Here is a 24664-nt window from a genome sequence, read left to right on the forward strand (position 1 = left end):
GTGCGCGCCCCGCGCCCTCAGCCGCCGAAGGCGAGCTGGCCCACCGCGTAGATGACCAGACCGGCGAGCGAGCCCACGATCGTGCCGTTGATGCGGATGAACTGCAGGTCGCGGCCCACCTGCAGTTCCACCTTGCGGGAGGTCTCCTCGGCGTCCCAGCGCTCGACGGTGTCGGTGATCAGCGTGGTGATCTCGCCGCGGTAGTGCCGCACGACGTAACCGGCGGCGTCGGCGAGCCAGCCGTCGAGCTTCGCGCGCAGCTCCGGGTCGCCTTCCAACCGCCTGCCGAACGACACCAGCCCGTCGCGCACGCGCGTGCGCAGGGCGCTGGACGGGTCGGCCGCGGCGTCCAGGATCAGGCCCTTCACGGTGCCCCAGGCCCGGCCGATGAACCGCTGCACCTCGGGGTGGCCCACGATCTGGTGCTTGATCCGCTCTGCGCGCTCGATCGTGTCGGGATCGCGCTGCAGGTCGGCGGCGAACTCGACGAGGAACGTGTCGATGGCCTTGCGCAGCGGGTGCTCCGGATCGGTCTTCACCGCGAAGGCGAAGTTCTGCACCTCGAGGAAGACGCGGTCGGCGATCAGGTCGTCCACGAAGCGGGGCGACCACGTCGGCGCGCGGTCGTGCACGATCCGCAGCACGGTGTCGTGGTTGGCGCTGACCCAGTCGTAGGCGCGGTCGCAGACGAGGTCGACGAGCCGGTGGTGGGCGCCGTCGGCGAGCACCCCCTCCAGCACGGTGCCCAGGGGCGGCCCGACCGGGCGCTCCATCAGCTTCCGGACCAGGACCTGCTCGATGACCTCCTGCACGTCTTCGTCGCGCAGCACGGTGACGACGCCGCGGGCGGCGGTGGCGAGCTCCGCGGTGATGCGGTCGGCGTTGGCCTCCTGCCCGATCCACGAGCCGACGCGGGAGGAGACCTCCACGCGCGCGAGCTTGTCGCGGACGACGTCCTCGGACAGGAAGTTCTCGCCGACGAAATCGCCGAGGCTGTCGCCGAGCACGTCCTTCTTCGTCGGGATGATCGCCGTGTGCGGGATCGGCAGCCCGAGCGGCCGCCGGAACAGGGCGGTGACGGCGAACCAGTCGGCGAGCGCACCGACCATGCCCGCCTCGGCCATCGCGCGGACGTACGCGACCCACACCGGCCCGTCGTTCACCTCCCACCAGCGGGTCAGCAGGAAGATGACGGTGGCGACGAGGAGAAGCCCGGTGGCCAGCATCTTCATCCGGCGCAGGTCCCGCCCCCGGGCGGCGTCCATCCGGCCGAGTCCGAGACCGACCTCCACCACCGGCCGCTTCCGCGGAGCGCCGGGTGGCACGGACGGAGCAGTCGTGGGCGCCGACGCGTCCGTTCGGGGGGACTGCGAGGTCTGCACGAACCCATAGTGCCTGCCCGCTCGTAGACATGGTGTCCGGAACGCGCACCGACCGCCCGCCGGGTGGCGGCGGCCGGCCTTGCTGACGGACCGCGGCGCCCGCTGCCGGTGGACCTGCGAAGGTCCTCCCGGCCGGGAGCAGCGCCTCCCGGGGGACGTGTTGCCCCCACGGCACCCGGGAGGCGCTCGGCTTCCCGTAGCGCCGTCGAGTGGGTCTGGCCGGGGTCGATGGTTTTCCACCGACCCCGGCCACGTTCGTGGTGCGGCCGCACTGCGAGGGAGGAGTGCCCCCTCGGGCGCCGCACCACCGGCGGCTCCGGTGCCCTCCGGCGCGGCGCGACGAGCCGCGGCAACGAGGAGGGCGAGCCGGTCGCCGGCTGCGCGGCCCCTTAGGACCGCATCCCGACCGCAGCCAATGCACCGGCGGGCCGCTGGGCGCCCGGGTGCGGTGTCCGGTCGGAGTGCCACCGCACGGCGTCGGCGGCGGCGGCGAGGATCATGTCGGCCGCGGGCACGCGGTAGCCGACGAGGCCGGGCGCGACCCGCCAGTGCACCCAGCCGTCGGGCACCTCGGACGGCGGGGCGAGCACGGCGGCACCCGCGGTGTGCAGGACGACGCCGGCGAGCTCACGCAGCTCGGCGGGCAGCGCCGCGCCCGGGGTGACGGGGAACCACCAGGCGCCGGTGGGCGTGGCGGCGATCGGCACGACCGACCCGGTGTCGCGCAGGTGCGCGCAGACCTGGCGACCGATGGCCGCCGGCACCTCGACGACGTCCAGGGCACTGCCGGTGACCAGCAGGAGCGTCGTGGGCGACGCCGCGACGACCGGCCATCCGTGGTCGTCGAACTCGCGCGCTGCCGCGCGCAGCTCCGCACCGTAGACCGCGCGGTAGCTGTTCCAGCCCGACATCTGATGACCTCCGTGCCGATCGTCCCGGTGTTGCTCTGTGTGTGGCTCGCGCCGTTCCTGTGTGAGCCTCAACACCGAGCATGCCCCGTCCGGGACGGGTAATGGAGCCCATAGCGACGACCGACCCGGGTGCCGAGACGAGCGGGTGACGCCTCTGCGCTTGCGGTCCTTCACCCGCGGTGAACGGGGGTGACCGGTTGGGGATCGGGGATCGACGGCCACACCCGCCGACACCAGGTGGCGCGGTCACCGGTCGTCGTCGACCAACGGCGTCCCCGACCGGTGTGGAGGAAGGCCTCGCCCGCACCGCTGCCTGGCTGCACCGCTGAACGGAAGCACCACTGCACCACTGCACCACTGGAACGGAGCCGGAAACACCGGTGCCGGCGACCCCCGAGGGGTCGCCGGCACCGTGACGTGCTGAGTGGGGCTGGCTCAGATGGGGCGCACCGTGTCGGCCTGCGGACCCTTGGCGCCCTGGCTCGACTCGAAGTCGACGCGCTGGTTCTCCTCCAGGGTGCGGAAGCCGTCCGACTGGATGGCCGAGTAGTGGACGAAGACGTCCGGACCGTTGTCGTCGGTGGCGATGAAGCCGAAGCCCTTTTCGGCGTTGAACCACTTGACGGTGCCCTGCGGCATACCTGTTCTCCATACGTGTAGCGGGCCCTGCCGACTGTGTGCCGACCGGGGGCTGCACGGGACCACCGCGGGACGGGAAGAGGATGCCCTCGACCGCCTGCGAAGCCCACCGTCACTCTCCACGGACGCTTCACAACGATCGAGGAAGACACGACTGCAACCGCGGCCGAACCTATCACGAGAGCGCTGGTCCGAAAGTACGAATCGCCGCCTCGGAGTGCTGGCGGGACGCCCGGAGTGACCCGTCGTTGCCGTACCGTTATCCGACGCCGCGGCTCCGGTCCGGCCGTGGCGCGCCCGCCTTGCCGACGAGGAGCCACATGACCGCCGACGCCCCGCACCGGCCCGCCGCCGCACCGCTCATCGACGGCCGCAAGAGCGTCACCGAACAGGCGCTGGTCGTCGCCTTCATGATCGTCCCCCTGCTCGCGCTCGCGGCCGCGGTACCGCTGGCTTGGGGCTGGGGCCTCACGTGGCTCGACGTCGGCCTGACCCTCACCTTCTACTTCCTCACCGGGCTGGGTGTGACGGTCGGCTTCCACCGCTACTTCACCCACGGCTCCTTCAAGGCGAAGCGGCCGCTGCGCGTCGCGCTCGCGGTGCTCGGCAGCGTCGCATTCCAGGGCGGCGTGATCGGCTGGGTGGCCGACCACCGGCGACACCACGCCTTTTCCGACAAGGAGGGCGACCCGCACTCCCCCTGGCTGTTCGGCACCGGTCCGGCAGCCATGATCCGCGGATTCTGGCATTCGCACATGGGCTGGATCCTCGGGCGCGACCGCACCAACGCCCGCCGCTTCGCACCCGACCTGCTCGCCGACCGCGACATCGCGGCCGTCGACCGGCTCTTCATCCCGCTGACGCTCGCCAGCCTCGCGGTGCCCGCCCTGCTCGGCGGCCTCGTCTCGGGAACCTGGTGGGGCGCTCTCACCGCACTTTTCTGGGCCGGGCTGGTGCGCGTGGCCGTCCTCCACCACGTCACCTGGTCGATCAACTCGATCTGCCACATGGTCGGCGATCGCCCGTTCGCGGCCCGCGACCGCTCGGCCAACGTCTGGTGGCTGGCGGTGCTGTCCTTCGGGGAGTCCTGGCACAACCTGCACCACGCCGACCCGACCTGCGCACGCCATGGTGTGCGACGCGGTCAGGTGGACATCTCCGCACGCGTCATCTGGGCCTTCGAACGGCTCGGCTGGGCGCATTCCGTCCGGTGGCCGACCAGCCGTCGCCTCCAGAAGCTGACGCACTGACCCTGCGTGACGGGTCGGACGATCCGATGCACGCGGCGTGATATCTGACGAGGACCGAGAGCGCGCGCGCAACTCCCACCCCATCGTGACCGCTCGGCCCGGCGCGCCGGACCCCACCGGCGTGGCGCACGGCGCGTCCGGGTGGCCACCTCCACGGGCCCCCCGTATCGGGCGACGCCCGTTCTGATGCCATCGCCGACTGTTGATCACCAGCCGTGACGTCGACACGGCCTTTCCCGTGCCCGTCCGTGTCCTTTCCCTGGCGTCACACCAGCCCCACACGCATCATTTCGGACGTCTCGTCCATCCGATGTGGGGAGGGCTCCGATGCGGAGTCGGAACAGAGTGACCCTGTCGATCGCCGCGCTGACCGTCGGGATGCTCGCCAGCGGCCTCGGCACCTCGGCGGCGATGGCGGCGGAACCGCAGACCGCGCCGGCCACCCTCGACGCCGTCGCGCAGGTGCCACCGCTCCCACCGGCCCCGGTGCCCGTGCCGAGCGTCCCGCAGGTGCCCACGCCGGCCCTACCGGACCCCGGGGCGCTGCCGAGCGTCCCGGACCCGGGTGCGGCCCTGCCGGCTCCCGCGCTGCCTGCCACGCCGGCGCTCCCGGCGGCACCGGCGCTCCCCGCCGACGTGCCCGCGGTGCCGGCGGCCCCGCCCGCACTCCCAGCCGCCCCGGCGCTCCCCGCCGACGCCCCTGCGCTACCGGCGGCGCCCGCACTCGGCGCCGCACAGCTCCCGGGCGCACCGGCGCTTCCCGCCGGTACCGACGCGGCCGGCCAGGGCGACGACCCGGCCGACGAACCGAGCGACGAACCCGCCGACGAACCCGCGGAGGAGCCGGCCGACGAACCGAGCGACGAGCCGAGCGACGACGGCGCCGCCGCACCGGTCACGGGCGCCACGGACCCGCAGCCTGCCGACGGGTTCCCGGCCGCCACGAGCCCGTCCACCGACACGCCGATGGGCACCGACGAGCCGATCGGCACCGACCCCGCCGCGGGCACGGCTGTTCCCGGCGCGACCCTGCCCGGCACGACCCTGCCCAGCACGGCCCTGCCCGGCACGACCCTGCCCAGCACGGCCCTGCCCGGCACGGCCCTGCCCGGCACGGCCCTGCCCGCCGACCCGAACGCCCTGCCCGCGCCCGGCGCAGCGCTGCCGACGACCCCCTGATCCCTGGTCGCCCTCGCTCTGCCGCCGGAGGGTCGCCTCGAGGCCGGCGGCAGTCCTGACGTCGACCTGATCACGGAACAGGCGGAACGCGGGCGGGCTCGATCAGCGAAAGTGGTGCCACAGCGACAGATCTGTCGCCCTCACACCACTCCTGGCGATCATGACCGTGAGCCGGCGCGCCAGGCGCCCGGGGCGGCGGGGCCGGTCGTGGCTCGCGGTCAACCCGCGGACGTGCCGAACGTCCCGGCGCCGGCGTGGGCTGCGTCAGGAGTGCTCGACCGCACGCCGTGTTCGAGGGCCGCGAAGGCGGCGTCCAGGAGTTGCCTGAGCTCACCGGCGTCCTCGCGCAGCCACCGCTCGTAGGCCGCGAGCGCCACGCCGAGGCTGGCGTGGCCGATGGTCTGCGGCACCAGGTGCTCGGCCGGGTACCCGAGCCGTCGCGCCGCGTACTCGGCCACGACGCGCCGCCAGGCGGTGTAGCGGAGGGTGGAGTGCGCCTGCAGCGCGGGGGTGTCGAGGATCAGGCGCAGGCGTCGCCGGTGCCACGGCTGCTCGTCGGGGTGCACTTCGTTGAACTCCAGCACCGCCGCCCGAACGCCCGCGAGCACCGGCAGCTCCGAGGGGAGCGCGGCGAAGGTGTCGCGCATCCGGTCGAGCTCCTCGTCGAAGGCACCCCAGGGGATGTCGTTCTTCGAGGGGTAGTAGCGGAAGACCGTGCGCCGGCCGATCCCGGCTGCGGTCGCGATGTCGTCCACGGTGGTGGTGTCGAACCCGCGCTCGGTGAACAGGTCGAGCGCGATGTGCTCGATCTCCGCCCGGGACGTGACCGGGCGCCGGCCCGGTCTGCGGCCGGACGAGCCGGTCGATGTGATCGTCGTGGCGGGCATCGGTGTGTTCCTCGGCGGGCGCGGTCCGGAGGGTCCCGGGCTGCCGACGATCGTGCCACGCACCCCCCGGCGGTGTCCCGGCCGGCTGGGGTCAGGAACGGCGGTACGGGGTGGGTCGTGCCGCCGCGCCGGACACGGCGTGCAGCCCCATCCGCACCGTGTTGCGTCCGGCGCGCTTCGCGGCGTACATCGCGGTGTCGGCCACCTCGAGCAGGTGGGCCAGGTCGGTGCCCTCTGCGGGGAAGGTGGCCCCACCGATCGACACGGTGAGGGTGTCGACCACCAGGCCGCCACGCGTCTCCGCCACTTCGACGCTCAGGGCGGCCACCCGCTTGCGGATGCGCTCCGCGACCGTCGCCGCGGCGAGCCGGGCGTCCTCGTCCCCTTCGGCGCCGGGGAGCAGGACGACGAACTCCTCGCCCCCGAACCGGCCGACGATGTCGTCGTCGCGCACCTCGGCCCGCACGGCCGCGGCCACGGCGGCGAGCACGTGGTCGCCGACCAGGTGCCCGTGGCGGTCGTTGATGAGCTTGAAGTGGTCGAGGTCGAGCACCAGCAGGCCGACCCGACCGTCGACGCGCTCGGCGCGGCGCAGGGCCCGCGCTGCGCGCACGTGCCACGCAGCGGCGTTGAGCAGCCCGGTCTTGCCGTCGACGCTGGCGGCCTCCTCCAGCTGCCGGACGAGCACGGTGCGGTGGAGGACGATCAGCGGAGGGAGCACCAACACGGCGTACGCCGGCCCCAGCGCGGCCATCGCCCCCGCGGCGAGCGCGCCCATCGACAGCGTGGCGAACTCGAGGACGGCCTCGTCGCCCTGGGTGAGGACGTGCAGGAACGTGGGGAGGTCGCGGTTCGGGCCGCTCAGCACGATGACGGCGACGACCAGCACCATGTTGACGGCCGCGTAGGCCAGCAGCGCCAGCAGGACGGCGCCGAGGCCCGCCACCGTGTGGAACAGCGCATCGCGCTCCACCAGGCTGGTGACGGCCGAGGCCGCCTGCACGGCGAGCACGACGGTGGCCGTGCTGAACAGGGCTCGGTGCGGGGGGACGCCGGACCGTCGCCACACGCGTGCGTAGAGGTGGCAGTAGATGCCGACCACCACCGCGCTCGCGAGCGCGCCGGGCAGCAGGGCTGCCGCCGCGAACGCCCACACCGAGCTGAGATCGATGTGCGGGCTCTCGTCGGAGCGGTGGCGTACGCGCTCGACCCCGAGCGAGGCCTCGGTGCTCACGATCCCGGCCGCGACGAGGACGGCCAGCAGGACGCCCCAGTTCTCCGGAAGGGCCGGGAGGTCACGCGGGACCGCGGTGGCCAGGGTGCCCAGCGCCAGCAGCTCGACCACGAGGAGGACCGCGAGCACGGGGAACGGGAGCGCCCAGACGGACCATCGAGTTACCCCGATTGGCGCACGCCGTGGCACTGACATCCCCCTGAAACCTTTCAGCCTCGCCGTAGTTCTGGTTCTGCGTCGCTCATCCGGGCGGATGGTAGCCGGACGGCGACCCTACGTCATCGGTCACTGTGCCCCGCCTGTCGTGCGGAACGCCGAGCGGCTCCGACGAGGCGGGCAGCGGCCGGAGTGCTCTCGGGCGGACGGGGGCTCGACGTGCGCCCGCAGCACCCAGGCGAGCCTAACCGAGGATGGCGGAGGCGGCTGAACGGCTGTGACGGCGGTCATGTATGCACGAGAAAGCACACCCGAACAGCTGTTTCCCAGCGTCCCTGCCCCGACCGCGGCACGCACCCCGACGTTCAGCGGTCATCTCGGGATCCGGAACTCGAAGGCGCTGAGCGCAGCACGCGCCTGCCGCGGCTCGTGGCCTTCGTTCACCGCCGCTATCGCGGCACGCCATGCCGCGGCGAGCACCGTACCGAGGACAGGGGTGGCCGGGGCCGTACTCGCACTCAGCATCTCGGCCAGCCGGTCGTACTCGGCTCCGGCCGGCGGTGCCCCCAGGAGGTGGAGGAAGCCGTCCCGTACGGCGAAGTCGAATCCGACCAGCAGCGCGGTCACCACGGCAGTGGAGCGGTCCGCCTCACCCCCTGCCGCCGCGACCGCACCTTCCATCCGGTCCAGCAGCCGCTGCTCGACGTCCTCCCGCACGAAGGTGTACAGCCCGAGCTTGTTGCCGAAGTGGTGGTAGAGCGCGCCGGTGGTGACCTCGGCCGCCGCCGCCAGCTCGCCGACCGTGACCTCGTCGAACGGGCGTGCCCCGAACTCCTTGACCGCGGCGAGCGCGAGCCTCCCCTTCGGGGAGCTCGACACCGGGATCCACTCGCGCACCGCGCCATAATGCCGTTACGCTGTCCGAGAATCCAGTTACGGCTCGGAACGCACGACCTGGAAGGACCGCGGCATGAAGCTCGAGTTCCTGTTCGTCCCGACCTCCGACCTCAAGGCCTCGCTCACCCTCTACCGCGACAGCCTCGGCTTCACCGAGATGTGGCGCGAAGGCGACGCGACCGTTGCCCTGGCCGTGCCCGGCAGCGACGTGCAGCTCATGCTCGACGCCAACGACCCCACCGCCCCGGTCGGGCCACTGTTCGTGGTCGACAGCGTCGAGGCCTTCCACGCCGCCCGCGCGGACGCGCTCACCGTGGTCGAAGAGCCCGCGGAGATCCCTGGCGGTTTCCTGGCCACCTACCAGGACCCGGGCGGAGCCACCATCTACGTCATGGACCAGTCGACGGATGCTGCGACACGGTGAGCGCCGGCGGCCTTCAGCGACAGACCTACGAACGGACCTGAGGCGACCGCTGCATCCTGCAGGCTCGGGCGACGGGACCTGAAGCCGGCCACCCAGCGTTCCCGCCGGTCGAACGTGGTGGCCAGGGGCGGGGTCGAACCGCCGACCTACCGCTTTTCAGGCGGTCGCTCGTACCAACTGAGCTACCTGGCCGGGTACCCGGCACTGCATTGCTCCGGGGGTGTTGCGACCCAGACGGGACTCGAACCCGCGACCTTCGCCGTGACAGGGCGACGCGCTAACCAACTGCGCCACTGGGCCTTGCTCTTGCACTGATCCTACTGTCGTACTGTGGAACGTACCCCCAACGGGATTCGAACCCGCGCTGCCGCCTTGAAAGGGCGGAGTCCTAGGCCGCTAGACGATGGGGGCTTGGATCCTGGGATCCCCGCCCTCCAACGGCTGTCCGTTGGGAGCACGATAAGCATAGGGCAAGCCGTCCGCACCCCTCGAACCCGGGGGGTGCAAGCGTCCGCCTCACCGGTTCGGGCGCTGGTCAGAGGGGGTGCGGGAGGCCGTGATCGGCCACCCTCGGACCGCCCGCCGGGCGTGCCCCGGTGGGACCGGACGACTGCGGGTAAGAAGCGGGTATGACGACCGAGCCGCCGTTGCTGCTCGCGCTGGACCTGGCCGGCACCTTCGCGTTCGCGCTCAACGGGGCGTTGACGGCGGTGCGGGCGGTCCGCCTCGACATCATCGGCGTCCTCACCCTCGGCATGATCACGGCACTCGGCGGGGGCGTCATCCGCGACGTCCTCATCGGCGCGGTGCCGCCCGCCACCTTCCGCGACTGGCGCTACCTCGCGCTGGCACTGGGAGGTGGCCTGGTCGCGTTCGCCCTCAGCCGGTGGCTGGGCCGGCTGGAGACGCCCATCATCGTGTTCGACGCCATCGGGTTGAGCACGTTCGCGGTGATCGGAGCGAGCAAGGCGCTCGGCTTCGGGCTCGGCATCGGCCCGGCGGTCATGTTGGGCGCGGTGACCGCCGTGGGTGGCGGCACGATCCGCGACACGCTGCTGGGCCGGGTCCCGACGGTCCTGCGCAGCGAGCTCTACGCCATTCCCGCCCTGATCGGTGCCGGGCTCACGGTCGCGGCGCTCCGCTTCGAGGTCTACGGCCTGGCCGCGGCGTTGGGAGCGGCGGCGGCCTGCTTCGTCGTGCGGATGCTCGGGGTCCGGTTCAACCTCAACGCGCCGTACCCGCCGGGCACGACCGGCACCTGAGGTCGCTGCTCACGGGGCGAGCCAGGCGAGCGCGGCCACGACCAGCGCCTGGGTCCCGGTGTCGAGGGTCGGTTGGATCACCGGCGCGAAGTACGGCGAGTGGTTGACCGGTACGTCCTCGGCCACCCGTCCCGCCGCCACCGCCGCCTGGTAGGTCGCCGGGTCGATGCCGCCGATCCCCCAGTACGTGTACGGCACGCCGAGGACGTCCGGGATGTCGCTGAAGTCCTCGCTGGCCGTCTGCCGGCCCAGCGGGCCTGCGCGGTCACCGGAGAACTCGTCGAACGCGGCCGCCACACGCGCCGTGACGGTCGGATCGTTGTCGGTGAGCGGGAAGCGGTCGAGCATCTCGAACTCCGGCGCCTTCGGGCTGGCCGACGCCTCGCACTCGGCGGTGACGATCCGGCGGATCGCGGCCAGCACCGTGTCCCGCGTCCGCTCGCTATAGGTGCGGATGTTGAGCTGCAGGACAGCGCGGTCGGGGATGACGTTGCTCGTCGAACCGGCCTGGATGCTGCCGACCGTCAGCACCGTCGTCTCACCGGGCGGGGTCTCGCGCGAGACGATCCCCTGCAACCGGACCACGATCATGGCCGCGAGCACCACCGGGTCCACGGCCGACTGCGGCATCGAGCCGTGCCCGCCTCGCCCGTGGACCGTCACCCGCATGCTGTCGGCGGCCGACAGGACCGGGCCGGCCTGCGTGCCGACCCGCCCGGCCGGCGCTGCCGGCACGTGCTGGGCGAGCGCCACGTCCGGGGCAGCGCGTCCATGTCGGCCTGCAGCAACACCGGCGGGCCCCCCGTGCCCCGGGTCAGGACGCCGACGACTCCCGTGCCGCCGACACCCCGGTGCACGCGGAAACCGGCCTCGTCCAGGCGCTCGGCGACGGTGCGACGACCTCGGTGGCCTCCCGGCGCGCGGTCAGCGCGTGACGGGCGGCGGCAGGTCGGGGTTCGCCGAGATCAGCCCGAGCATGTCGAGGAGCTGGCGCAGGTCCTCGGAGTCGCCGGAGTTGCGGGCCACCACCATGCGCGCGCGCTGCAGTTGCTCCTCGGACACGCGGTAGGCATCGGCGGCTGTGCGCTGGCTGGGGATCGCACCGCTCGACGTGAGCCGTTCCCCCCCGAGTTCCTGACGTGCGCTACCGATACTCATCGACGCCTCCCCGTGCGGTCGCCACCCTGTTGTCGACCATGGAGGGGGCACGAATCCCGCGGACTGCGCCGTCCGCCGGACACCGGTCGTCTCACCCGTCCCGGGCAACCCCGACCCCGGTCCGGAACGCACCGCAGCCACCCCCGTGGCCGTGACCGGCACGTTACCTAACGGGTGGCCCCGGATACACCCCTCTTCCGGGGTGACCGTCTCGGCGGGGGATCACGCAGCGCGAGCGAGGGCCCTCGGACCGGCGTTCCCGTCGGAGCGACGCGGAGGCGACCGGGCCCGAGCCGTACCCTCGTGGCATGCCGCCGCCTCCCGAACGGCCCCGCTCCCGACACCGTGCTCCCGCGCCTCCACCACGCCGGGAGCAGCAGACCGAGGAGCCCGTGGCGGACACGGAGCTGGATTCCTACCTGGCGGCGCTCTCCGGGAGCGGTGAGGAGCACCCCACGGAGCTCACCGGACGGTTCGGGTCGGCCCAGGTCTTCCAGCTGCGCCTGCCGGCGCTGCGGATCGAGCAGCTGCGCCGGATCGCGTCGGACCGGGGCGTCTCCCCCGGCGCGCTCGCGGTGGACTGGGTGGTCGAGCGGCTGGACCGCGAGGACACGCCCACGGGCCCGCTGCCGGTGGTCGAGGAGGAAGAGGAGCAGCCCAAGCGCCGGGGCTTGCGCCGTCTCGGACGCAAGGCCTCGTCCTGGCCCTTCGGGTGACGACCGGCCCGGGCCGTCACACCCTGTTGCGCCGCGCGGCACGGGTCACCGGCCGGCCACGACCACCCGCGCCGCGGGGTCCCCGCTGAGGCAGGGGCTGCCGGTGAGCAGCGCCGGGTCGACCGCCGCGGCGAGCGCGCGGTAGCCGGCGGCCGAGAGGTGCAGCCCGTCCCCCGCGTCGTAGGCCGGGGCGAGCCGGGAGGGGTGCGCCGGGTCCGCCACGGCCGAGGCGAAGTCGAAGACGCCGTCGGCGTGCTCCCGGCCGTGGGTGCGGATCCACGCGTTGAGCTCCTCGCGGGCGGCGAGTCCCGCCGGCGTGCCGCGCGGTCCGGTGGTCGAGGGCGTCACGGTGGTGAGGAAGACGCGCTTTCCGGCCGCGCGGGCGCGCTCGGCCACGAGCCGCACGCCGGCGACGAGTTCCTCGGCCCCACGTCCGGTGGCGATGTCGTTGGTGCCGATGTGCAACACCACGTCGGTGGCGCCCGCCACGGCGAGGACGTCGCGGTCGAACCGGTCCAGCACCGGCTCACCGTGCCGCGGCCCGTCGCCGGGGAGAAGCCGGTTCCCGGAGATGCCCGCGTTGAGCACCGCCATCGTCGCCGCGCCGCCGGTATCGGTGATCCGTCCGGACAGCACGTCGGTCCATCGCTGCCCGGACGCGGCACCCACGCCGTCGGTGATCGAGTCGCCGACGGCGACGACCCCGTTCACCGCCCGCGGCACCCGCACCTCCACACCGCTGAGCACCGGCCAGGACGGCAGCACCGAGGGGAAGGCCGAGGCGTCGGCGAACGTGGCGTCCCCCCGGGCCGAGAGGTAGGTGTCGCGCAGCGCCACCGAATGCTGGGTGAGGGCCTCGGGCACGACCGGCAGGAACAGGCTCACGGCCAGCGGCCTGCCCACCTCCGCGACGAGCGGCACGGCGTCGCTCACGACGTGCCCGCCGGGCGGGATCACCACCGACTGCTGCCCGGCGAACGCCACCGGCCGGACGCTGCCCGCCACCGTGCCGGCGGTCCCGTCCGAGCGGGCCGCAGTGGCGGCACCGACGGCGAGCGGCGTGGCACCGTAGGCGTTGGACAGGCGCAGCCGCACTTCCGAGCCCGTGACCTGCGGGTCCACGACCATCCGGACCGTGGCACCGCCCAGTCCCTCGGGACGCGGGCCCATTTCCGCCGCGGCCTGCCAACCGGCGACCCAGCGCGGACCGCAGGCGTCGGCGCGCGGTGCGGCCGTCGGCGGGCGGGGTGCGCCGCCGGTGGCGACGGCGAGCCCCACGGCGCAGGCGAGCGCCACCAGGACGGCCAGCCCGGACGGGATCCACCCCGCGGCCTGCACGTGTCCGTGTCGAGACGCCCTGCCCACTGCGCACCCCTCCGGTCGGCCGGCTCACCGCAACGGCGACCAGCTGTAGGCGATTCGCTACGCACTGTGGAACGAGGCGGACACTCGACAGGTAGTCGGCCGAACGGGTGGTGACGCTACGTTGCGCTCATCTCGGTGCGGTCCGGGTTCTCGATGGAGGGACGGCGGACCACTCGGGCAGGTGGGTGACAAACCCGCCGCGCGCGGGCCTGCGCTCCGCTGTGCACACGGCTTACTGTCACGACGGGAGATCCCGGCGGACCGGGCACGCACGAGGGCGAGGAGGCCAGCGGATGGGTGGGTACGAGGACGTCTTCCGCGCCAGCACGGAGGACCCCGAGGGTTTCTGGCTCGGGGCGGCGCAGGCGATCGACTGGCACGTCGCGCCCACCCGCGCGCTCGACGCGTCGCACCCGCCGTTCTACCGGTGGTTCCCGGACGGCGAGCTGAACGTCTGCCACAACGCGGTGGACCGCCACGTGGACGCCGGCCGCGGCGACCAGGCGGCGCTGATCTACGACTCGCCGGTCACCGGCACCCAGCGCACCTACACCTACGCGCAGCTGCGCGACGAGGTGGCGCGGTTCGCGGGCGTGCTCGCCGGTCTCGGTGTGGGTCGCGGCGACCGCGTGGTGATCTACCTGCCGATGGTGCCGGAGGCCGCGATCGCGATGCTCGCGTGCGCGCGGATCGGCGCCGTGCACTCGGTGGTCTTCGGCGGGTTCGCGCCGAAGGAGCTCGCGGTCCGGATCGATGACGCCGCGCCCACGGTCGTCGTGTCCGCGTCGTGCGGCATCGAGGGCAAGCGGGTGATCGAGTACAAGCCGCTGCTGGACGCCGCGATCGCGCAGGCGGCGCACAAGCCCGCGAAGCGGGTGATCCTGCAGCGCCCGCAGGCCGAGGCCGCCATGGGGCCCGACGACGTCGACTGGGCCGAGGCGGCGGCAACGGCCGCGCCCGCCGAGTGCGTGCCGGTGCGGGCCACCGACCCGCTCTACGTCCTCTACACCTCCGGCACCACCGGGAAGCCGAAGGGCGTGGTGCGCGACAGCGGCGGCCACGCGGTGGCGCTGCGCTGGTCGATGCCGAACGTCTACGACGTCGACACCGGCGAGACGATCTTCACCGCGTCCGACGTCGGATGGGTCGTCGGGCACTCCTACATCGTCTACGCGCCGCTGCTCGCCGGGGCCACCACGGTGCTCTACGAGGGCAAGCCGGTCGGCACGCCGGACGCCGGGCAGTTCTGGCGCGTGGTCGCCGAGCACGGCGTGAAGAGCCTCTTCACCGCGCCCACCGCCTTCCGGGCGATCAAGAAGGAGGACCCGGACGGCGAGTACACCCGCAAGTACGACCTCTCCGGGCTGCGCTACCTCTTCCTCGCGGGCGAGCGGCTGGACCCGGAGACCTACCGCTGGGCCGCGGACCTGCTCGGCATCCCCGTGATCGACCACTGGTGGCAGACCGAGACGGGCTGGCCGATCGTGGCCAACCCCGCGGGCATCGAGCTGCTCCCGACCAAGCCGGGCTCCCCGACGAAGCCGCTGCCCGGCTGGGACGTGCAGGTGCTCGACACCTCGGGGAAGCCGGTCGAGCCGGGCACCGACGGCGCGATCGTCGTCAAGCTGCCGATGCCGCCCGGGGCGCTGCCCACCCTGTGGAACGACGACGAGCGGTTCGTGCAGTCCTACCTGGCCGCGTTCGACGGCTACTACCTCACCGGCGACGGCGGCCGGATCGACTCCGACGGCTACGTCTACGTGATGGGCCGCACCGACGACGTGATCAACGTGGCCGGCCACCGGCTCTCGACCGGCGGCATGGAGGAGGTCCTCGCCTCCCACCCGGACGTCGCGGAGTGCGCGGTGATCGGCGTGGCCGACGCGATGAAGGGCCAGGTCCCCCGCGGGCTCGTCGTGCTCAAGGCGGGGGTCGAGCGCGACGAGGAGCAGCTGCGCGGCGAGCTCGTGCAGCTGGTGCGCGACCAGGTCGGAGCGGTGGCGAGCCTCAAGGACGTCGCGGTCGTGCCCGCCCTGCCCAAGACCCGCTCGGGCAAGATCCTGCGCAAGACGATGCGCGGCATCGCCGACGGGGTGGACGAGCCGGTGCCCAGCACCATCGACGACGCGACGGTCCTGGACGCCCTCCGCCCGGTGCTGCGCCGCAGCTGATCGACCGGACGAACGGCACTTTCGTCGGCCAGGTGCCGACGAGAGTGCCGTTCGTCGGTTCGGGGCGCCGCCGGATGGCGCAATTCGTGACGGCTCGGTAACACCTCGTGGTCCTGCGGAGACATCTCGCGTGCAGGCCGGCGCTCCCCCACGACGGCCGCTCCCCGTTGCACCGAGAGGACCGCGCTCTCATGGCTCCCGTCCCCGCACCCGGTCGTCCGCGGGTGGCCGCGTTCGCCGCCACCCTCACCGTCGCCTTCGTCGTCGCCATGGCCGGCACCGCGCTGGCCGCCGAGGGCTTCGACTGCACCGACTTCGACCTCCAGGAGGAGGCCCAGGCCGTCCTCGACGAGGACCGGTCCGACCCGCACCGGCTCGACGTCGGCCCGGACGGCCCCGGCGACGGTGTGGCCTGCGAGTGGCTGCCCCATCGCGGCGCCGCGGACGACGCGGGTGACGAGGACGAGGGTGCGCCGGCCACCACGCCGGCCACCGCGTCGGAGGATGACGACGACCGCGAGCCGCACTCCGGAACCGAGGGCCACCGGGCCGCGGCGTTCCCACAACGTGGCGTGGCCACCGGCGGGGTGCCCCACCCGTGACCGGCTGGTGAGGGTCGCCTGAGTACCGGCCGCTGCGCGGGAGGGGCACGATGAGGGCATGAAGGTCGTCGTCGACTTCGATCTGTGTGAGTCCAACGCCGTCTGCATGGGCATCGCCCCGGAGGTGTTCGAGGTGCGGGAGGACGATTTCCTCTACATCCTCGACGAGAACCCGCCGGAGGAGCTGCGCCCGAAGATGGAGCAGGCCGTCGCCGGGTGCCCGCGGGCGGCCATCAGCCTCGTGGAGGGCTGATCGCGCCGCGCACCGGAGCCCGCCTTCGCACACCCAGCAGTCACTTCGCACAGGGCGGGCCTTGTGCCAAGTGACTGCTCGGTGTGCGGAGTGACGGTCGGGCGCGTTGCGCTTCCCACCGGCCTCGGCGAATGATCGGGCGCATGACCGCCGTTTGGGACACACCGCTCACCCCGCTGGCGTTCCTCGGTCGCTCCGCCGACGTGTTCGGCGACCGCACCGCGATCGTGTACGGCGGCCGGCGGATCACCTACACCGAGTTCGCCGCCGAGACCACGCGGGTGGCGCACGCCCTGCGCGGCTCGGGCGTGGGGCCCGGCGACCGCGTGGCGTACCTGCTGCCCAACGTGCCCGAGATGCTGGTGGCGCACTTCGCCGTGCCGCTCGCGGGCGCGGTGCTCGTGGCGATCAACACCCGGCTGGCCACCGAGGAGGTGCGCTACATCCTCGACCACTCGGGGGCGAAGCTGCTGGTCGTCGACGCGGCGCTGTACCCGACCGTGGCGCCGCTGGCCGGCGAGCTGGAGTCCGTCGAGGAGATCGTCACCGTCGTCGACCCGGCGCAGCCCGGCGACGGCACCGGCAGCGGCGTGACCTACGCCGACCTGCTCGCGCGGGGCAGCGACGAGCCGCTGGCGTGGGAGGTCGCCGACGAGACGAGCTGCGTCTCCCTCAACTACACCTCCGGCACCACCGGCAGGCCCAAGGGCGTGCAGTACTCCCACCGCGGCGCGTACCTGAACTCCTTCGGCGAGATCGTGCACTCCGGGCACACGTTCGACAGCGTCTACCTCTGGACGCTGCCGATGTTCCACTGCAACGGCTGGTGCACGCCGTGGGCGATCACCGCGATCGGTGGCACCCACGTCTGCCTGCGCGAGGTGCGCGGCGACGTCGTCTGGGGGTTGATCCGCGAGCACGGTGTCACGCACCTCAACGGCGCGCCCACCGTGGTCACGACGATCCTGCGCGCGCCCGAGGCGGCGGCGTTGGAGCAGCCGATCACGATCACCACGGCGGGCGCCCCGCCCAGCCCCACCACCATCGGGCACGCGGAGCGGATGGGCTTCCGGATCGTGCACGTCTACGGGCTCACCGAGACCTACGGCCCGTACTCGGTGAACCAGTACCAGCGCGACTGGGACGCCCTCACGCCCGAGGAGCGCGCCGCGCGGCAGGCCCGACAGGGCGTCGGGATGGTGTGCGCCGACCGCGTGCGGGTGGTGGACGAGCGGATGAACGACGTGCCGGCCGACGGCGCCACGATGGGCGAGGTCGTGATGCGCGGCAACAACGTCATGCTCGGCTACTACGACGACGAGGCCGCCACCGAGAAGGCGTTCGCCGGTGGCTGGTTCCACTCCGGTGACCTGGGCGTCCTGCACGCGGACGGCTACATCGAGCTGCGCGACCGCGCGAAGGACGTGATCGTCTCCGGCGGGGAGAACATCTCGACGATCGAGGTCGAGCAGGCCGTCGTGTCCCACCCGGCCGTGCTCGAGGCGGCCGTCATCGGCGTGCCCGACGAGCAGTGGGGCGAGCGGCCCAAGGCGTTCGTCGTGCTGGCCGACGGCCAGAGCGCCACCCCGGACGAGCTGATCGAGCACGTGAAGACCCGGATCGCCCGCTACAAGGCACCCAAGACCGTCGAGCTGGTGGAGCAGCTGCCGAAGACCTCCACCGGCAAGGTGCAGAAGTTCGAGCTGCGAGAGAAGGAGTGGTCGGGCGAGGCCTCCCGCATCCGCGGCTGACCAACCCGGCCCGACTCGCGCGACTGAGCCCCCGACTCGCGGAGGGTGGGCGCCCACCTCCCGCGAGTCGCGGCCCCACACCCGCGAGTCGCGGCCCCACACCCGCGAGTCGCGGCCTCACACCCGCGAGTCGGGGTGTGCGCGTGGACGTGTCGCGGGCCGCCAGGGTCGTGCTGCTCACACGCCTCGCCGGCGCCACGGCGCTTAGCATTGCTCACATGCCAGGTGCGCGACGGGTGGCGATCGGCGCCGTCTCGGTCACCACCGCCTCCGTGCTGCCGGTGTTCCTGACCGGTGCCCTCGCCGTGCAGATCTCCGCCGAGCTGGGGTTCGACCCGGCGGGCCTCGGCCTCGTCGTCGCCTTCTACTTCGGCATCAGCGCGCTGGCGTCGCTGCCGTGCGGCTGGCTCGTGGAACGGTTCGGCGCGGCGGTGACCAGCCGCATCGCCGTGGTCGGCGTCGCCGCGGCACTGGGCGCGATCGCCGCGATCGCCACCTCGTACACGGTGCTGGTCGCCCTGCTGCTGTGCTGCGCGTGGTGCAACGTGCTGGGCCAGCTCGCCTCCAACCTGACGCTCGCGCAGCACGTGCCGGCCACGCGGCTGGGGCTGTCGTTCGGCCTCAAGCAGGCAGCGATCCCGATCGCCACGCTGCTGTCCGGGGTGGCGGTGCCCGGGATCGCGCTCACGATCGGTTGGCGCTGGGCCTACGTCATCGCCGCCTGCCTCGCCCTCGGCGCGCTGCCGCTCACACCGCGGAGCGCGAGCAACCGGGCGCGCAGCACCGCCACCCCGGGCGAACGGGCCACGGGCGCGCTCAGCGTGATCGGGATCGCCGCCGGCCTCGGCGCCGCAGCGGCGAACGCCCTCGGGATCTTCCTCGTGGCCGCCGCCGTGGACCGGGGCATCAGCCCCGGCCTCGCGGGCCTCACCCTGACGATGGGCAGCGTGGTGGGCCTGACCCTGCGGCTGCTCAACGGCTGGCTGGCCGACCGGCGTTCGGGCGGGCACATCGCCGTGGTCGCCGGGAGCCTCGTCTGCGGCGCCGTCGGGCTGGCGCTGCTGGCGGTGCCGGGCACGCCCGCGCTCGTGATCGGCACCGTGCTCGGGTTCGGCCTCGGCTGGTCGTGGCCGGGGCTGCTGCAGTTCGCCGTGGTGCGGCTGCACCCCTCGGCTCCCGCGGCGGCCACGTCGATCGTGCAGACCGGCGTGTACGGCGGCGGCTTCGTCGGGCCGATCGCGTTCGGGTTCATCGCCGCGCACGGGTCGTTCCCGGCGGCGTGGCTGGTCGGCGCGGTCACGATGCTGGTGGCGGGCCTCCTGATGGTGCTGGGCCGGCGGATGCTGGTGGCCCACCGCACCGCGGCCGCGCGGCTCGCCACGTCCTGACCTCGCCGGTCCTGACCCCTCAGCCCCGCTCCTCCAGGCACTGCACCAGCAGGGCGAGCGTCTCGCCGGCCGCCGCCACCAGCACCTCCTGCGGGTCGCCGTGCAGGTCGAACCGCCGCACGTGCGGCCGGACGCCGTCGTCCACGGCGACGAACACGGTGCCGGGTTCCTGCCCGTCCTGGGGCTCCGGGCCGCCCGCCCCGGTCACGCCGACGGCCACGTCGGCTCGGAGCAGCCGGCGCACCCCGCGCGCCATCGCCTCGGCCGCCTCGGCGCACACGACCGGTCCCTCGGGCACATCGAGCACCCCGTGCTTGACCTCGCTGGAGTAGGCCACCAGCGAACCCCGGAACCACTCGCTCGCCGCCTGCGCCGCCGCCAGCGCGACGGCGATGTTGCCGCCGGTCAACGACTCCGCCACCGCCACGCTCCGGCCGTGCCGGCGGGCGAGCTCGGACACGCGGGCGGCGAGCTCCTCGTGGCGCTCGTCGGCCGGGCGGGCCCGTTCCTGGTCGATGGTCGTCTCGACGGCGGTCGGCTCTGGCTGCACCACGCCCTCGTACCCGATCGGCCGAGCCGTCACGCGGACAGCCGCTCGGCGAGCGCGACGGCGTCGAACGGTGCGCGCACCTTCGCGTCGTTGTCGAAGTAGACGAACACGTCACGCCCCGATGCCGCACGGGGCGCGGCGGGCGCCACCGTGAACTCCCCGGTGGGCGCCTCCCCCGCCCGCCAGGCCCGCACCTTCACCGCCCACGCGTCGAGCGCGTCGGGGGTGTAGCCGCTGGTGTAGAGCTCGGTGTCGCCGTGCAGCCGGACGTAGACGAAATCGGAGGTGACGTCCTCGAGGTGCGGCCAGGTGCCCGCCGTGTCCGCCACCACCAGCGCGACGTCCCGCGCCCGCAGCAGCTCCACGAGCTCCGGGCGGCAGAACGAGGGGTGGCGCACCTCGAGCGCGTGGCGCAGCGGGCGGTCCTCGTCGATCTCCAGGTGGGCCCGGCCGTCGAGGCGCTCGTCGTGGCCGGCGGCGAGCGCCGCGGCCGCCCGGGTGCTGCGTGGGAGCATGGCCAGGAAGGCGTCGAGGCGTGCCGGGTCGAAGCGCATCCTCGGCGGGAGCTGCCACAGCACCGGTCCGAGCGCGGGGCCCAGCGCCAGCACCCCGGACGCGAAGAAGTTGGCCAAGGGCGTCGCCACGTCGCGCAGCTGCTTGAGGTGGGTGATGAACCGCCCGCCCTTGACGGCGAACACGAACCCCTCGGGCGCCTGCTCCACCCATGCCCGGTAGCTCTCCGGCCGCTGCAAGGAGTAGAACGAGCCGTTGATCTCGATGCTGCTCACGCACCGGGACAGGTGCTCCAGCTCGCGGCGCTGGGGCAGCCCGGCCGGGTAGAACGTGCCGCGCCAGGGCGGGTAGCGCCACCCCGACGTCCCCACCCACGCCCGCGCCTCCACCGGTGCCACTGCGCGAGCATCGCACCGCTCGCGGGCCGGCGCCGTCCTGCGGAGGAGGCGCGCAGGGAGCGAGGGACGAGCGACCGAGCACCGGAGGAGCAGGACGGCGCCTGAAAGGCCCGCGAGCCGCCGAAGCGAAGCGAAGGCAATCAGACACCGCTCGCGCCTGGAAGGCCCGCGCGCCATCACATCAGGCAGGATGGCCTCGTGGACGCAGTGATCGTGACGGGCGCCGCGGGCGCTCTCGGGCACGCGGTGGTCGCGGAGTTCCGCGCCGCCGGCCGGCCGGTGGTGGCGCTGGGCCGGCCCGGGGAGCGGCTGGACGCGCTCGCCGCGCAGGAGGGGGTGCACGCCGTGGCCGTGGACCTCACCTCCCGCGCGTCGGTGCACGCGGCGTTCGCCGAGATCGACGTGCTGCCCGTGACACCGGACGCGCTGGTGGGGCTGGCCGGCGGGTTCACGCCGGGCTCGCTCGCCGAGGTCGACGAGGACCAGCTCGACACCCTCTGGCGCGCCAACTTCAGCTCCGCGCTGTGGACGGCGCAGGCCGCGGCGCCCCGGCTCGCGGCCCGCGGCGGCGGCGCGATCGTCACGGTCGGGGCGCGCACCGCCGTGGGTGGCGGCGCCCCGGTCGCCCACGCCACCAGCAAGGCTGCGGTCGTCCGGCTCACCACGCTGCTGGCCGAGGAGCTGCGCGGCGACCGCATCCGCGTCAACGCCGTGCTGCCCTCCACGATCGACACGCCCGCGAACCGCAGCTGGATGCCGCCCGGGCTGGCGGAGCGCGCCGTGGCCCCCGAGGCGATCGCGAAGGTGATCGCGTTCCTCTGCGGGCCCGATGCCGCGCCGATCAGCGGTGCCGTGATCCCGGTGTACGGCGATGCCTGAGCTCCGGACCGCCGTGGGTGCGGTGCTCGACTGGCCGGTGGGTCACGCGGCGGCCGCGGTCGTCGGGCCGGAGGGTGTGCGCGCCACCGCGGGCGAGACCGACCGCGTGTTCGCACTGGCCTCGGTGACCAAGCCGCTCGCCGCGTACGCGGTGCTCGTGGCGGTGGAGGAGGGCGCCGTCGAGTGGGACACCCCCGCCGGTCCCGAGGGCTCCACCGTCCGCCACCTCGCCGCGCACTGCTCGGGCCTGTCGTTCTCCGACGGGGCCGTGCAGGCCGCGCCGGGAACCCGGCGGATCTACTCCAACGTCGGGTTCGAGGTGCTCGGCGAGACGGTCGCCGACGCCGCCGGCATGCCCTTCGCCCACTACCTGCACGAGGCGGTGCTCGCCCCGCTCGGCATGACCGACACCACCCTGGAGGGCTCCCCCGCCGCGGACGGCGTCTCCACCGTGGCCGACCTCGCGCGGTTCGCCACCGAGCTGCAGGCGCCCACCCTCGTGCACCCCGACACGCTCACCGAGGCCACCACCGTGGCCTTCCCCGGCCTGGACGGGATCCTGCCCGGTTACGGGCGGCAGCGCCCGAACGACTGGGGCCTGGGCTTCGAGATCCGCAACGGCAAGAGCCCGCACTGGACGGGCGGAGGCAGCTCGCCGCGCACCTTCGGCCACTTCGGCCAGTCCGGGACGTTCCTCTGGGTCGATCCCGACGCCGGAGCAGCGTGCGTGGTACTCACAGACCGAGACTTCGCCCCCTGGGCGGTGGAGACCTGGCCGGGGTACACGGACGGCGTGCTGGCCGCGCTCTGACCCCCCGCCAGGTGTACGAACGGCACTTCCGTACCGCTCTATCGGACGAGGGTGCCGCTCGTACGAGCTGGTCGTGCGCGCGCGGCGCGCGGCTTCCGGAGGGTCTTGATCGCCCTGCGCGGGTGCAGAACCGCAACCGTGCGGGCGTGGGACCGCGGACGGCGATCATGCCCGCCTCGTTATTGATCGCGGGCCCGACGGATCGTTGATCGTTGCGAGATCCACGGATGCGCCCCGGCGAGGGCGTTCCGCTCGATCTCACAGATGGATCGATCGTTCCGAGATCCAGCTGTTCGCCCTGCCGAGGGCGATGCGATGGATGTCGGAAGGATCTTGCTCCTGCGGTCGGCGGTGACGCCATGATCGCTGTCTGCGGTGGCAGAACCGCACCGGTGCGGCTGTGTGACCGCAGCCGGCGATCACGCCGCGCCGGGTCAGCGGTCGCGCCGGTCCGGTCCTTCGTCGGGGGCCGCGGTGAGGTACGGCTGCGCACGCCGGTGTGCCGTGCTCTGCGGAATACCGGTCACGCGGGCGATGGCCGGCCACGACAGTTCGTGCGTGTCGTGCAGGGCGGCGAGCAGGCGACCGGACCACTGCAGGGTCTCGTCCCGGGTGGCCTCGACCCGCTGAGCAGCGGCGATCAGCTCCTCCTGGGAGAGCGCCGACAGGTCGCCGGCGAGCAGGCGCGCCAGGTCTCCCGCGCGTTCGCTGCTCATCAGGCGGACCCTAGATTGACATCCTTCCCATTAATGGGAAGATGTGACCGTGGTGACCACCAGCACTGTGGCCGGCAACGTCGTCTACTCCGTGCACTCCGCCCGACCGGGCGAGGCCGGGGCCGTCGAGATCGTGTTCACCGGCGAGGAGGAGGCCCGCGCCTACGCGCGGGACCGTTCCACCGACTGGCGCGTGACCTCCGTCAGCGTCACCCGCTTCACGGTCGGCGAGCTGGGATCGCGCCAACCCGTCGGCTGGTACGTCGACGGCGTGGGACGACGGCAGCAGTGGAACCGCCAGCTCTACCCGACCGACGGGACCGGCAGGGGGTGAGCCGGTGCCCGTCGGGCGGCATGATGCGAGTGCCCTCCCCTGGGCGTCACGGGTCCGTCCAGATCCGTTCACCCACCCGGGAATCATCCGCGGGGCTCGCCCGTTGTACCGGCTGTCCGGACCGGGCGACCTGTGTCCCCGGGTCTCAATTTGAAGAGCCTTCACGGAATACCGTTCGGCTGGAGCCGTGTTGTGCCACTCGCCGCGAGGCGACCAGCGCCTGGTCCGGACACCACCGCCCGCGTCGGGAACAGATCCCGGCTCCGGGAGGTTGCAGGAGGCGTCCGCGCCGGGCGATCCGTGTCCCCGGGTCCCACCCTTTCGCCGCCCCACGGGGCGTGCCACGCGCCGAGAGGCGACCGGCGCCCGGTGCGGACGCCTTCCTCCGACCCACCACCGACTTGCCGCGTCCGGCGTTCCCGCTGCCGACGACGCGGCTGCCGGGCGGCGCTGCCCCCGACAGCGCCGCCCCCCTACACCTGGCTTATCCCCGCTGAACTGGGAATTCTCGACGGGGGAGGCACGTTGTACCGGGGGAGCGACACCGACGAGCGAGGACGGCGAGCAGCATGAAGGGCGACCGCGTAGAGATCGTGATCGACGCCGGGAGCGGCACCACGCGCACCTACGACATCCGGGCCACGCGGGCCGGCCGCAAGGTCGGCATCACGCAGTCGCGCGGCGTCGTCGAGGTGAGTGAGACCACGCGCGGCGGCAGCACGATCCGCACGGCTCGCTTCCTCAGCAACCGGGTACTGGCGCTCGTGGAGCACCCGGCGAGCGACAATCCGGTCGCGGACGAGATCCTCCCCGCCCTACGCTCCGTCTGACACTCCGA

The 24664-nt window shown here is 73.3% G+C and carries 26 protein-coding genes and 3 tRNA genes; 14 read left to right on the top strand and 15 right to left on the bottom strand.

Features of this window, described 5'->3' with window-relative positions; genetic code table 11:
- Positions 1-17: 17 nt before the first annotated feature.
- The 3 genes from CFP66_RS06360 to CFP66_RS06370 form a co-directional block, all read right to left on the bottom strand.
- The gene (locus tag CFP66_RS06360) at positions 18-1265 is read right to left on the bottom strand and encodes a DUF445 domain-containing protein (RefSeq protein ID WP_198961296.1); all 1248 of its coding nucleotides are present in this window, start codon (positions 1263-1265) and stop codon (positions 18-20) included.
- 506 nt (positions 1266-1771) lie between these two features.
- The gene (locus CFP66_RS06365) at positions 1772-2527 is read right to left on the bottom strand and encodes a bifunctional DNA primase/polymerase (RefSeq protein ID WP_369804964.1); all 756 of its coding nucleotides are present in this window, start codon (positions 2525-2527) and stop codon (positions 1772-1774) included.
- A 201-nt stretch (positions 2528-2728) separates the two neighbouring features.
- Positions 2729-2932 (bottom strand): cold-shock protein, encoded by a 204-nt coding sequence (locus CFP66_RS06370; protein WP_094921020.1) that lies wholly within the window; start codon positions 2930-2932, stop codon positions 2729-2731.
- Between the two features lie 320 nt (positions 2933-3252).
- Between CFP66_RS06370 and CFP66_RS06375 the strand changes: the two genes are divergently transcribed.
- A complete protein-coding gene (locus CFP66_RS06375; protein WP_094921022.1) occupies positions 3253-4182 on the top strand; it encodes an acyl-CoA desaturase in 930 nt (309 codons plus the stop codon).
- A 345-nt stretch (positions 4183-4527) separates the two neighbouring features.
- Entirely contained in the window at positions 4528-5361 is an 834-nt protein-coding gene (locus CFP66_RS06380; protein ID WP_094921024.1) for a hypothetical protein, read from the top strand.
- Positions 5362-5579: 218 nt separating this feature from the next.
- On the opposite strand, the gene mftR is transcribed toward CFP66_RS06380, so the two are convergent.
- From mftR to CFP66_RS06395, 3 genes are all read right to left on the bottom strand, one after another.
- Positions 5580-6248 (bottom strand): mycofactocin system transcriptional regulator, encoded by a 669-nt coding sequence (gene mftR / locus CFP66_RS06385; RefSeq protein WP_094921026.1) that lies wholly within the window; start codon positions 6246-6248, stop codon positions 5580-5582.
- Between the two features lie 91 nt (positions 6249-6339).
- Positions 6340-7611 carry a GGDEF domain-containing protein gene (locus tag CFP66_RS06390; protein WP_094921027.1) on the bottom strand — a complete coding sequence of 424 codons (1272 nt, stop codon included), beginning with the start codon at positions 7609-7611 and terminating at the stop codon, positions 6340-6342.
- 399 nt (positions 7612-8010) lie between these two features.
- Positions 8011-8535, bottom strand: a complete 525-nt coding sequence (locus CFP66_RS06395; protein ID WP_094921029.1) for a helix-turn-helix domain-containing protein — start codon at positions 8533-8535, stop codon at positions 8011-8013.
- Between the two features lie 73 nt (positions 8536-8608).
- On the opposite strand from CFP66_RS06395, the gene CFP66_RS06400 reads away from it, so the two are divergent.
- Complete coding sequence (locus CFP66_RS06400; RefSeq protein ID WP_094921030.1) at positions 8609-8959, top strand: VOC family protein; 351 nt, start codon at positions 8609-8611, stop codon at positions 8957-8959.
- 115 nt (positions 8960-9074) lie between these two features.
- Here CFP66_RS06400 and CFP66_RS06405 read toward each other — a convergent pair.
- The 3 genes from CFP66_RS06405 to CFP66_RS06415 all read right to left on the bottom strand — a co-directional run bounded on the left by CFP66_RS06405 (position 9075) and on the right by CFP66_RS06415 (position 9370).
- A tRNA-Phe gene (locus tag CFP66_RS06405) sits at positions 9075-9151 on the bottom strand.
- A 34-nt stretch (positions 9152-9185) separates the two neighbouring features.
- Positions 9186-9259 (bottom strand) — tRNA-Asp (locus CFP66_RS06410).
- A 38-nt stretch (positions 9260-9297) separates the two neighbouring features.
- Positions 9298-9370 (bottom strand) — tRNA-Glu (locus CFP66_RS06415).
- A 218-nt stretch (positions 9371-9588) separates the two neighbouring features.
- On the opposite strand from CFP66_RS06415, the gene CFP66_RS06420 reads away from it, so the two are divergent.
- On the top strand, positions 9589-10221 hold the full coding sequence (locus tag CFP66_RS06420; protein ID WP_094921032.1) for a trimeric intracellular cation channel family protein: 633 nt from the start codon (positions 9589-9591) through the stop codon (positions 10219-10221).
- A 9-nt stretch (positions 10222-10230) separates the two neighbouring features.
- Here the strand turns inward: CFP66_RS06420 and CFP66_RS06425 are convergent, their stop codons facing one another.
- Together CFP66_RS06425 and CFP66_RS06430 are read right to left on the bottom strand one after the other, a co-directional pair.
- A complete protein-coding gene (locus tag CFP66_RS06425; RefSeq protein ID WP_233159174.1) occupies positions 10231-10974 on the bottom strand; it encodes a peptidase dimerization domain-containing protein in 744 nt (247 codons plus the stop codon).
- Between the two features lie 171 nt (positions 10975-11145).
- The gene (locus CFP66_RS06430; protein ID WP_094921033.1) at positions 11146-11379 is read right to left on the bottom strand and encodes a hypothetical protein; all 234 of its coding nucleotides are present in this window, start codon (positions 11377-11379) and stop codon (positions 11146-11148) included.
- Positions 11380-11771: 392 nt separating this feature from the next.
- On the opposite strand from CFP66_RS06430, the gene CFP66_RS06435 reads away from it, so the two are divergent.
- Positions 11772-12095: a hypothetical protein gene (locus CFP66_RS06435; protein WP_094921035.1), complete on the top strand. Its 324-nt coding sequence runs from the start codon at positions 11772-11774 to the stop codon at positions 12093-12095.
- 45 nt (positions 12096-12140) lie between these two features.
- On the opposite strand, the gene CFP66_RS06440 is transcribed toward CFP66_RS06435, so the two are convergent.
- Entirely contained in the window at positions 12141-13433 is a 1293-nt protein-coding gene (locus CFP66_RS06440) for a GDSL-type esterase/lipase family protein (RefSeq protein ID WP_094921037.1), read from the bottom strand.
- 320 nt (positions 13434-13753) lie between these two features.
- On the opposite strand from CFP66_RS06440, the gene CFP66_RS06445 reads away from it, so the two are divergent.
- The 5 genes from CFP66_RS06445 (at position 13754) to CFP66_RS06465 (ending at position 19625) form a co-directional block, all read left to right on the top strand.
- Positions 13754-15631 (top strand): propionyl-CoA synthetase, encoded by a 1878-nt coding sequence (locus tag CFP66_RS06445; protein ID WP_094921038.1) that lies wholly within the window; start codon positions 13754-13756, stop codon positions 15629-15631.
- Between the two features lie 191 nt (positions 15632-15822).
- On the top strand, positions 15823-16233 hold the full coding sequence (locus CFP66_RS48460) for a hypothetical protein (protein ID WP_198961252.1): 411 nt from the start codon (positions 15823-15825) through the stop codon (positions 16231-16233).
- Between the two features lie 58 nt (positions 16234-16291).
- Positions 16292-16486 carry a ferredoxin gene (locus CFP66_RS06455; RefSeq protein ID WP_094921040.1) on the top strand — a complete coding sequence of 65 codons (195 nt, stop codon included), beginning with the start codon at positions 16292-16294 and terminating at the stop codon, positions 16484-16486.
- Positions 16487-16629: 143 nt separating this feature from the next.
- The gene (locus CFP66_RS06460) at positions 16630-18237 is read left to right on the top strand and encodes an acyl--CoA ligase family protein (RefSeq protein WP_094921041.1); all 1608 of its coding nucleotides are present in this window, start codon (positions 16630-16632) and stop codon (positions 18235-18237) included.
- 218 nt (positions 18238-18455) lie between these two features.
- Positions 18456-19625 (top strand): MFS transporter, encoded by a 1170-nt coding sequence (locus CFP66_RS06465; RefSeq protein ID WP_094921643.1) that lies wholly within the window; start codon positions 18456-18458, stop codon positions 19623-19625.
- A gap of 19 nt (positions 19626-19644) precedes the next feature.
- On the opposite strand, the gene CFP66_RS06470 is transcribed toward CFP66_RS06465, so the two are convergent.
- The gene (locus CFP66_RS06470; RefSeq protein ID WP_198961253.1) at positions 19645-20208 is read right to left on the bottom strand and encodes a CinA family protein; all 564 of its coding nucleotides are present in this window, start codon (positions 20206-20208) and stop codon (positions 19645-19647) included.
- Positions 20205-21086, bottom strand: coding sequence for a DUF72 domain-containing protein (locus tag CFP66_RS06475; protein ID WP_233159175.1), 882 nt, complete (start codon positions 21084-21086; stop codon positions 20205-20207). Before CFP66_RS06475 ends, CFP66_RS06470 begins: the two co-directional genes overlap by 4 nt.
- Before the next feature lie 198 nt (positions 21087-21284).
- Here CFP66_RS06475 and CFP66_RS06480 point away from each other — a divergent pair, with 198 nt between their 5' ends.
- Both CFP66_RS06480 and CFP66_RS06485 read left to right on the top strand, forming a co-directional pair.
- Positions 21285-21965: an SDR family NAD(P)-dependent oxidoreductase gene (locus tag CFP66_RS06480; protein ID WP_233159176.1), complete on the top strand. Its 681-nt coding sequence runs from the start codon at positions 21285-21287 to the stop codon at positions 21963-21965.
- A complete protein-coding gene (locus CFP66_RS06485; RefSeq protein WP_094921045.1) occupies positions 21958-22776 on the top strand; it encodes a serine hydrolase in 819 nt (272 codons plus the stop codon). The genes CFP66_RS06480 and CFP66_RS06485 overlap by 8 nt, the downstream gene beginning before the upstream one ends.
- 434 nt (positions 22777-23210) lie before the next feature.
- On the opposite strand, the gene CFP66_RS06490 is transcribed toward CFP66_RS06485, so the two are convergent.
- The gene (locus tag CFP66_RS06490) at positions 23211-23492 is read right to left on the bottom strand and encodes a hypothetical protein (protein WP_094921046.1); all 282 of its coding nucleotides are present in this window, start codon (positions 23490-23492) and stop codon (positions 23211-23213) included.
- A gap of 52 nt (positions 23493-23544) precedes the next feature.
- On the opposite strand from CFP66_RS06490, the gene CFP66_RS06495 reads away from it, so the two are divergent.
- The gene (locus tag CFP66_RS06495) at positions 23545-23826 is read left to right on the top strand and encodes a hypothetical protein (protein ID WP_143517133.1); all 282 of its coding nucleotides are present in this window, start codon (positions 23545-23547) and stop codon (positions 23824-23826) included.
- Between the two features lie 569 nt (positions 23827-24395).
- Positions 24396-24656 carry a hypothetical protein gene (locus CFP66_RS06500; RefSeq protein WP_094921049.1) on the top strand — a complete coding sequence of 87 codons (261 nt, stop codon included), beginning with the start codon at positions 24396-24398 and terminating at the stop codon, positions 24654-24656.
- The last annotated feature ends 8 nt before the right edge of the window (positions 24657-24664 follow it).

This window comes from Pseudonocardia sp. MH-G8 (assembly GCF_002262885.1).
Taxonomy (GTDB): domain Bacteria; phylum Actinomycetota; class Actinomycetes; order Mycobacteriales; family Pseudonocardiaceae; genus Pseudonocardia.

Excerpts from the sequence above, each read along its gene's own strand:
- CFP66_RS06360 (WP_198961296.1), bottom strand. The coding sequence starts at position 1,265 with ATGGACGCCGCCCGGGGGCGGGACCTGCGCCGGATGAAGATGCTGGCC.
- CFP66_RS06490 (WP_094921046.1), bottom strand. The coding sequence starts at position 23,492 with ATGAGCAGCGAACGCGCGGGAGACCTGGCGCGCCTGCTCGCCGGCGAC.
- CFP66_RS06370 (WP_094921020.1), bottom strand. The coding sequence starts at position 2,932 with ATGCCGCAGGGCACCGTCAAGTGGTTCAACGCCGAAAAGGGCTTCGGC.
- CFP66_RS06430 (WP_094921033.1), bottom strand. The coding sequence starts at position 11,379 with ATGAGTATCGGTAGCGCACGTCAGGAACTCGGGGGGGAACGGCTCACG.
- CFP66_RS06400 (WP_094921030.1), top strand. The coding sequence starts at position 8,609 with ATGAAGCTCGAGTTCCTGTTCGTCCCGACCTCCGACCTCAAGGCCTCG.
- CFP66_RS06485 (WP_094921045.1), top strand. The coding sequence starts at position 21,958 with ATGCCTGAGCTCCGGACCGCCGTGGGTGCGGTGCTCGACTGGCCGGTG.
- CFP66_RS06420 (WP_094921032.1), top strand. The coding sequence starts at position 9,589 with ATGACGACCGAGCCGCCGTTGCTGCTCGCGCTGGACCTGGCCGGCACC.
- CFP66_RS06500 (WP_094921049.1), top strand. The coding sequence starts at position 24,396 with ATGAAGGGCGACCGCGTAGAGATCGTGATCGACGCCGGGAGCGGCACC.
- CFP66_RS06375 (WP_094921022.1), top strand. The coding sequence starts at position 3,253 with ATGACCGCCGACGCCCCGCACCGGCCCGCCGCCGCACCGCTCATCGAC.
- CFP66_RS06455 (WP_094921040.1), top strand. The coding sequence starts at position 16,292 with ATGAAGGTCGTCGTCGACTTCGATCTGTGTGAGTCCAACGCCGTCTGC.
- CFP66_RS06460 (WP_094921041.1), top strand. The coding sequence starts at position 16,630 with ATGACCGCCGTTTGGGACACACCGCTCACCCCGCTGGCGTTCCTCGGT.
- CFP66_RS48460 (WP_198961252.1), top strand. The coding sequence starts at position 15,823 with ATGGCTCCCGTCCCCGCACCCGGTCGTCCGCGGGTGGCCGCGTTCGCC.
- mftR (WP_094921026.1), bottom strand. The coding sequence starts at position 6,248 with ATGCCCGCCACGACGATCACATCGACCGGCTCGTCCGGCCGCAGACCG.
- CFP66_RS06445 (WP_094921038.1), top strand. The coding sequence starts at position 13,754 with ATGGGTGGGTACGAGGACGTCTTCCGCGCCAGCACGGAGGACCCCGAG.
- CFP66_RS06465 (WP_094921643.1), top strand. The coding sequence starts at position 18,456 with ATGCCAGGTGCGCGACGGGTGGCGATCGGCGCCGTCTCGGTCACCACC.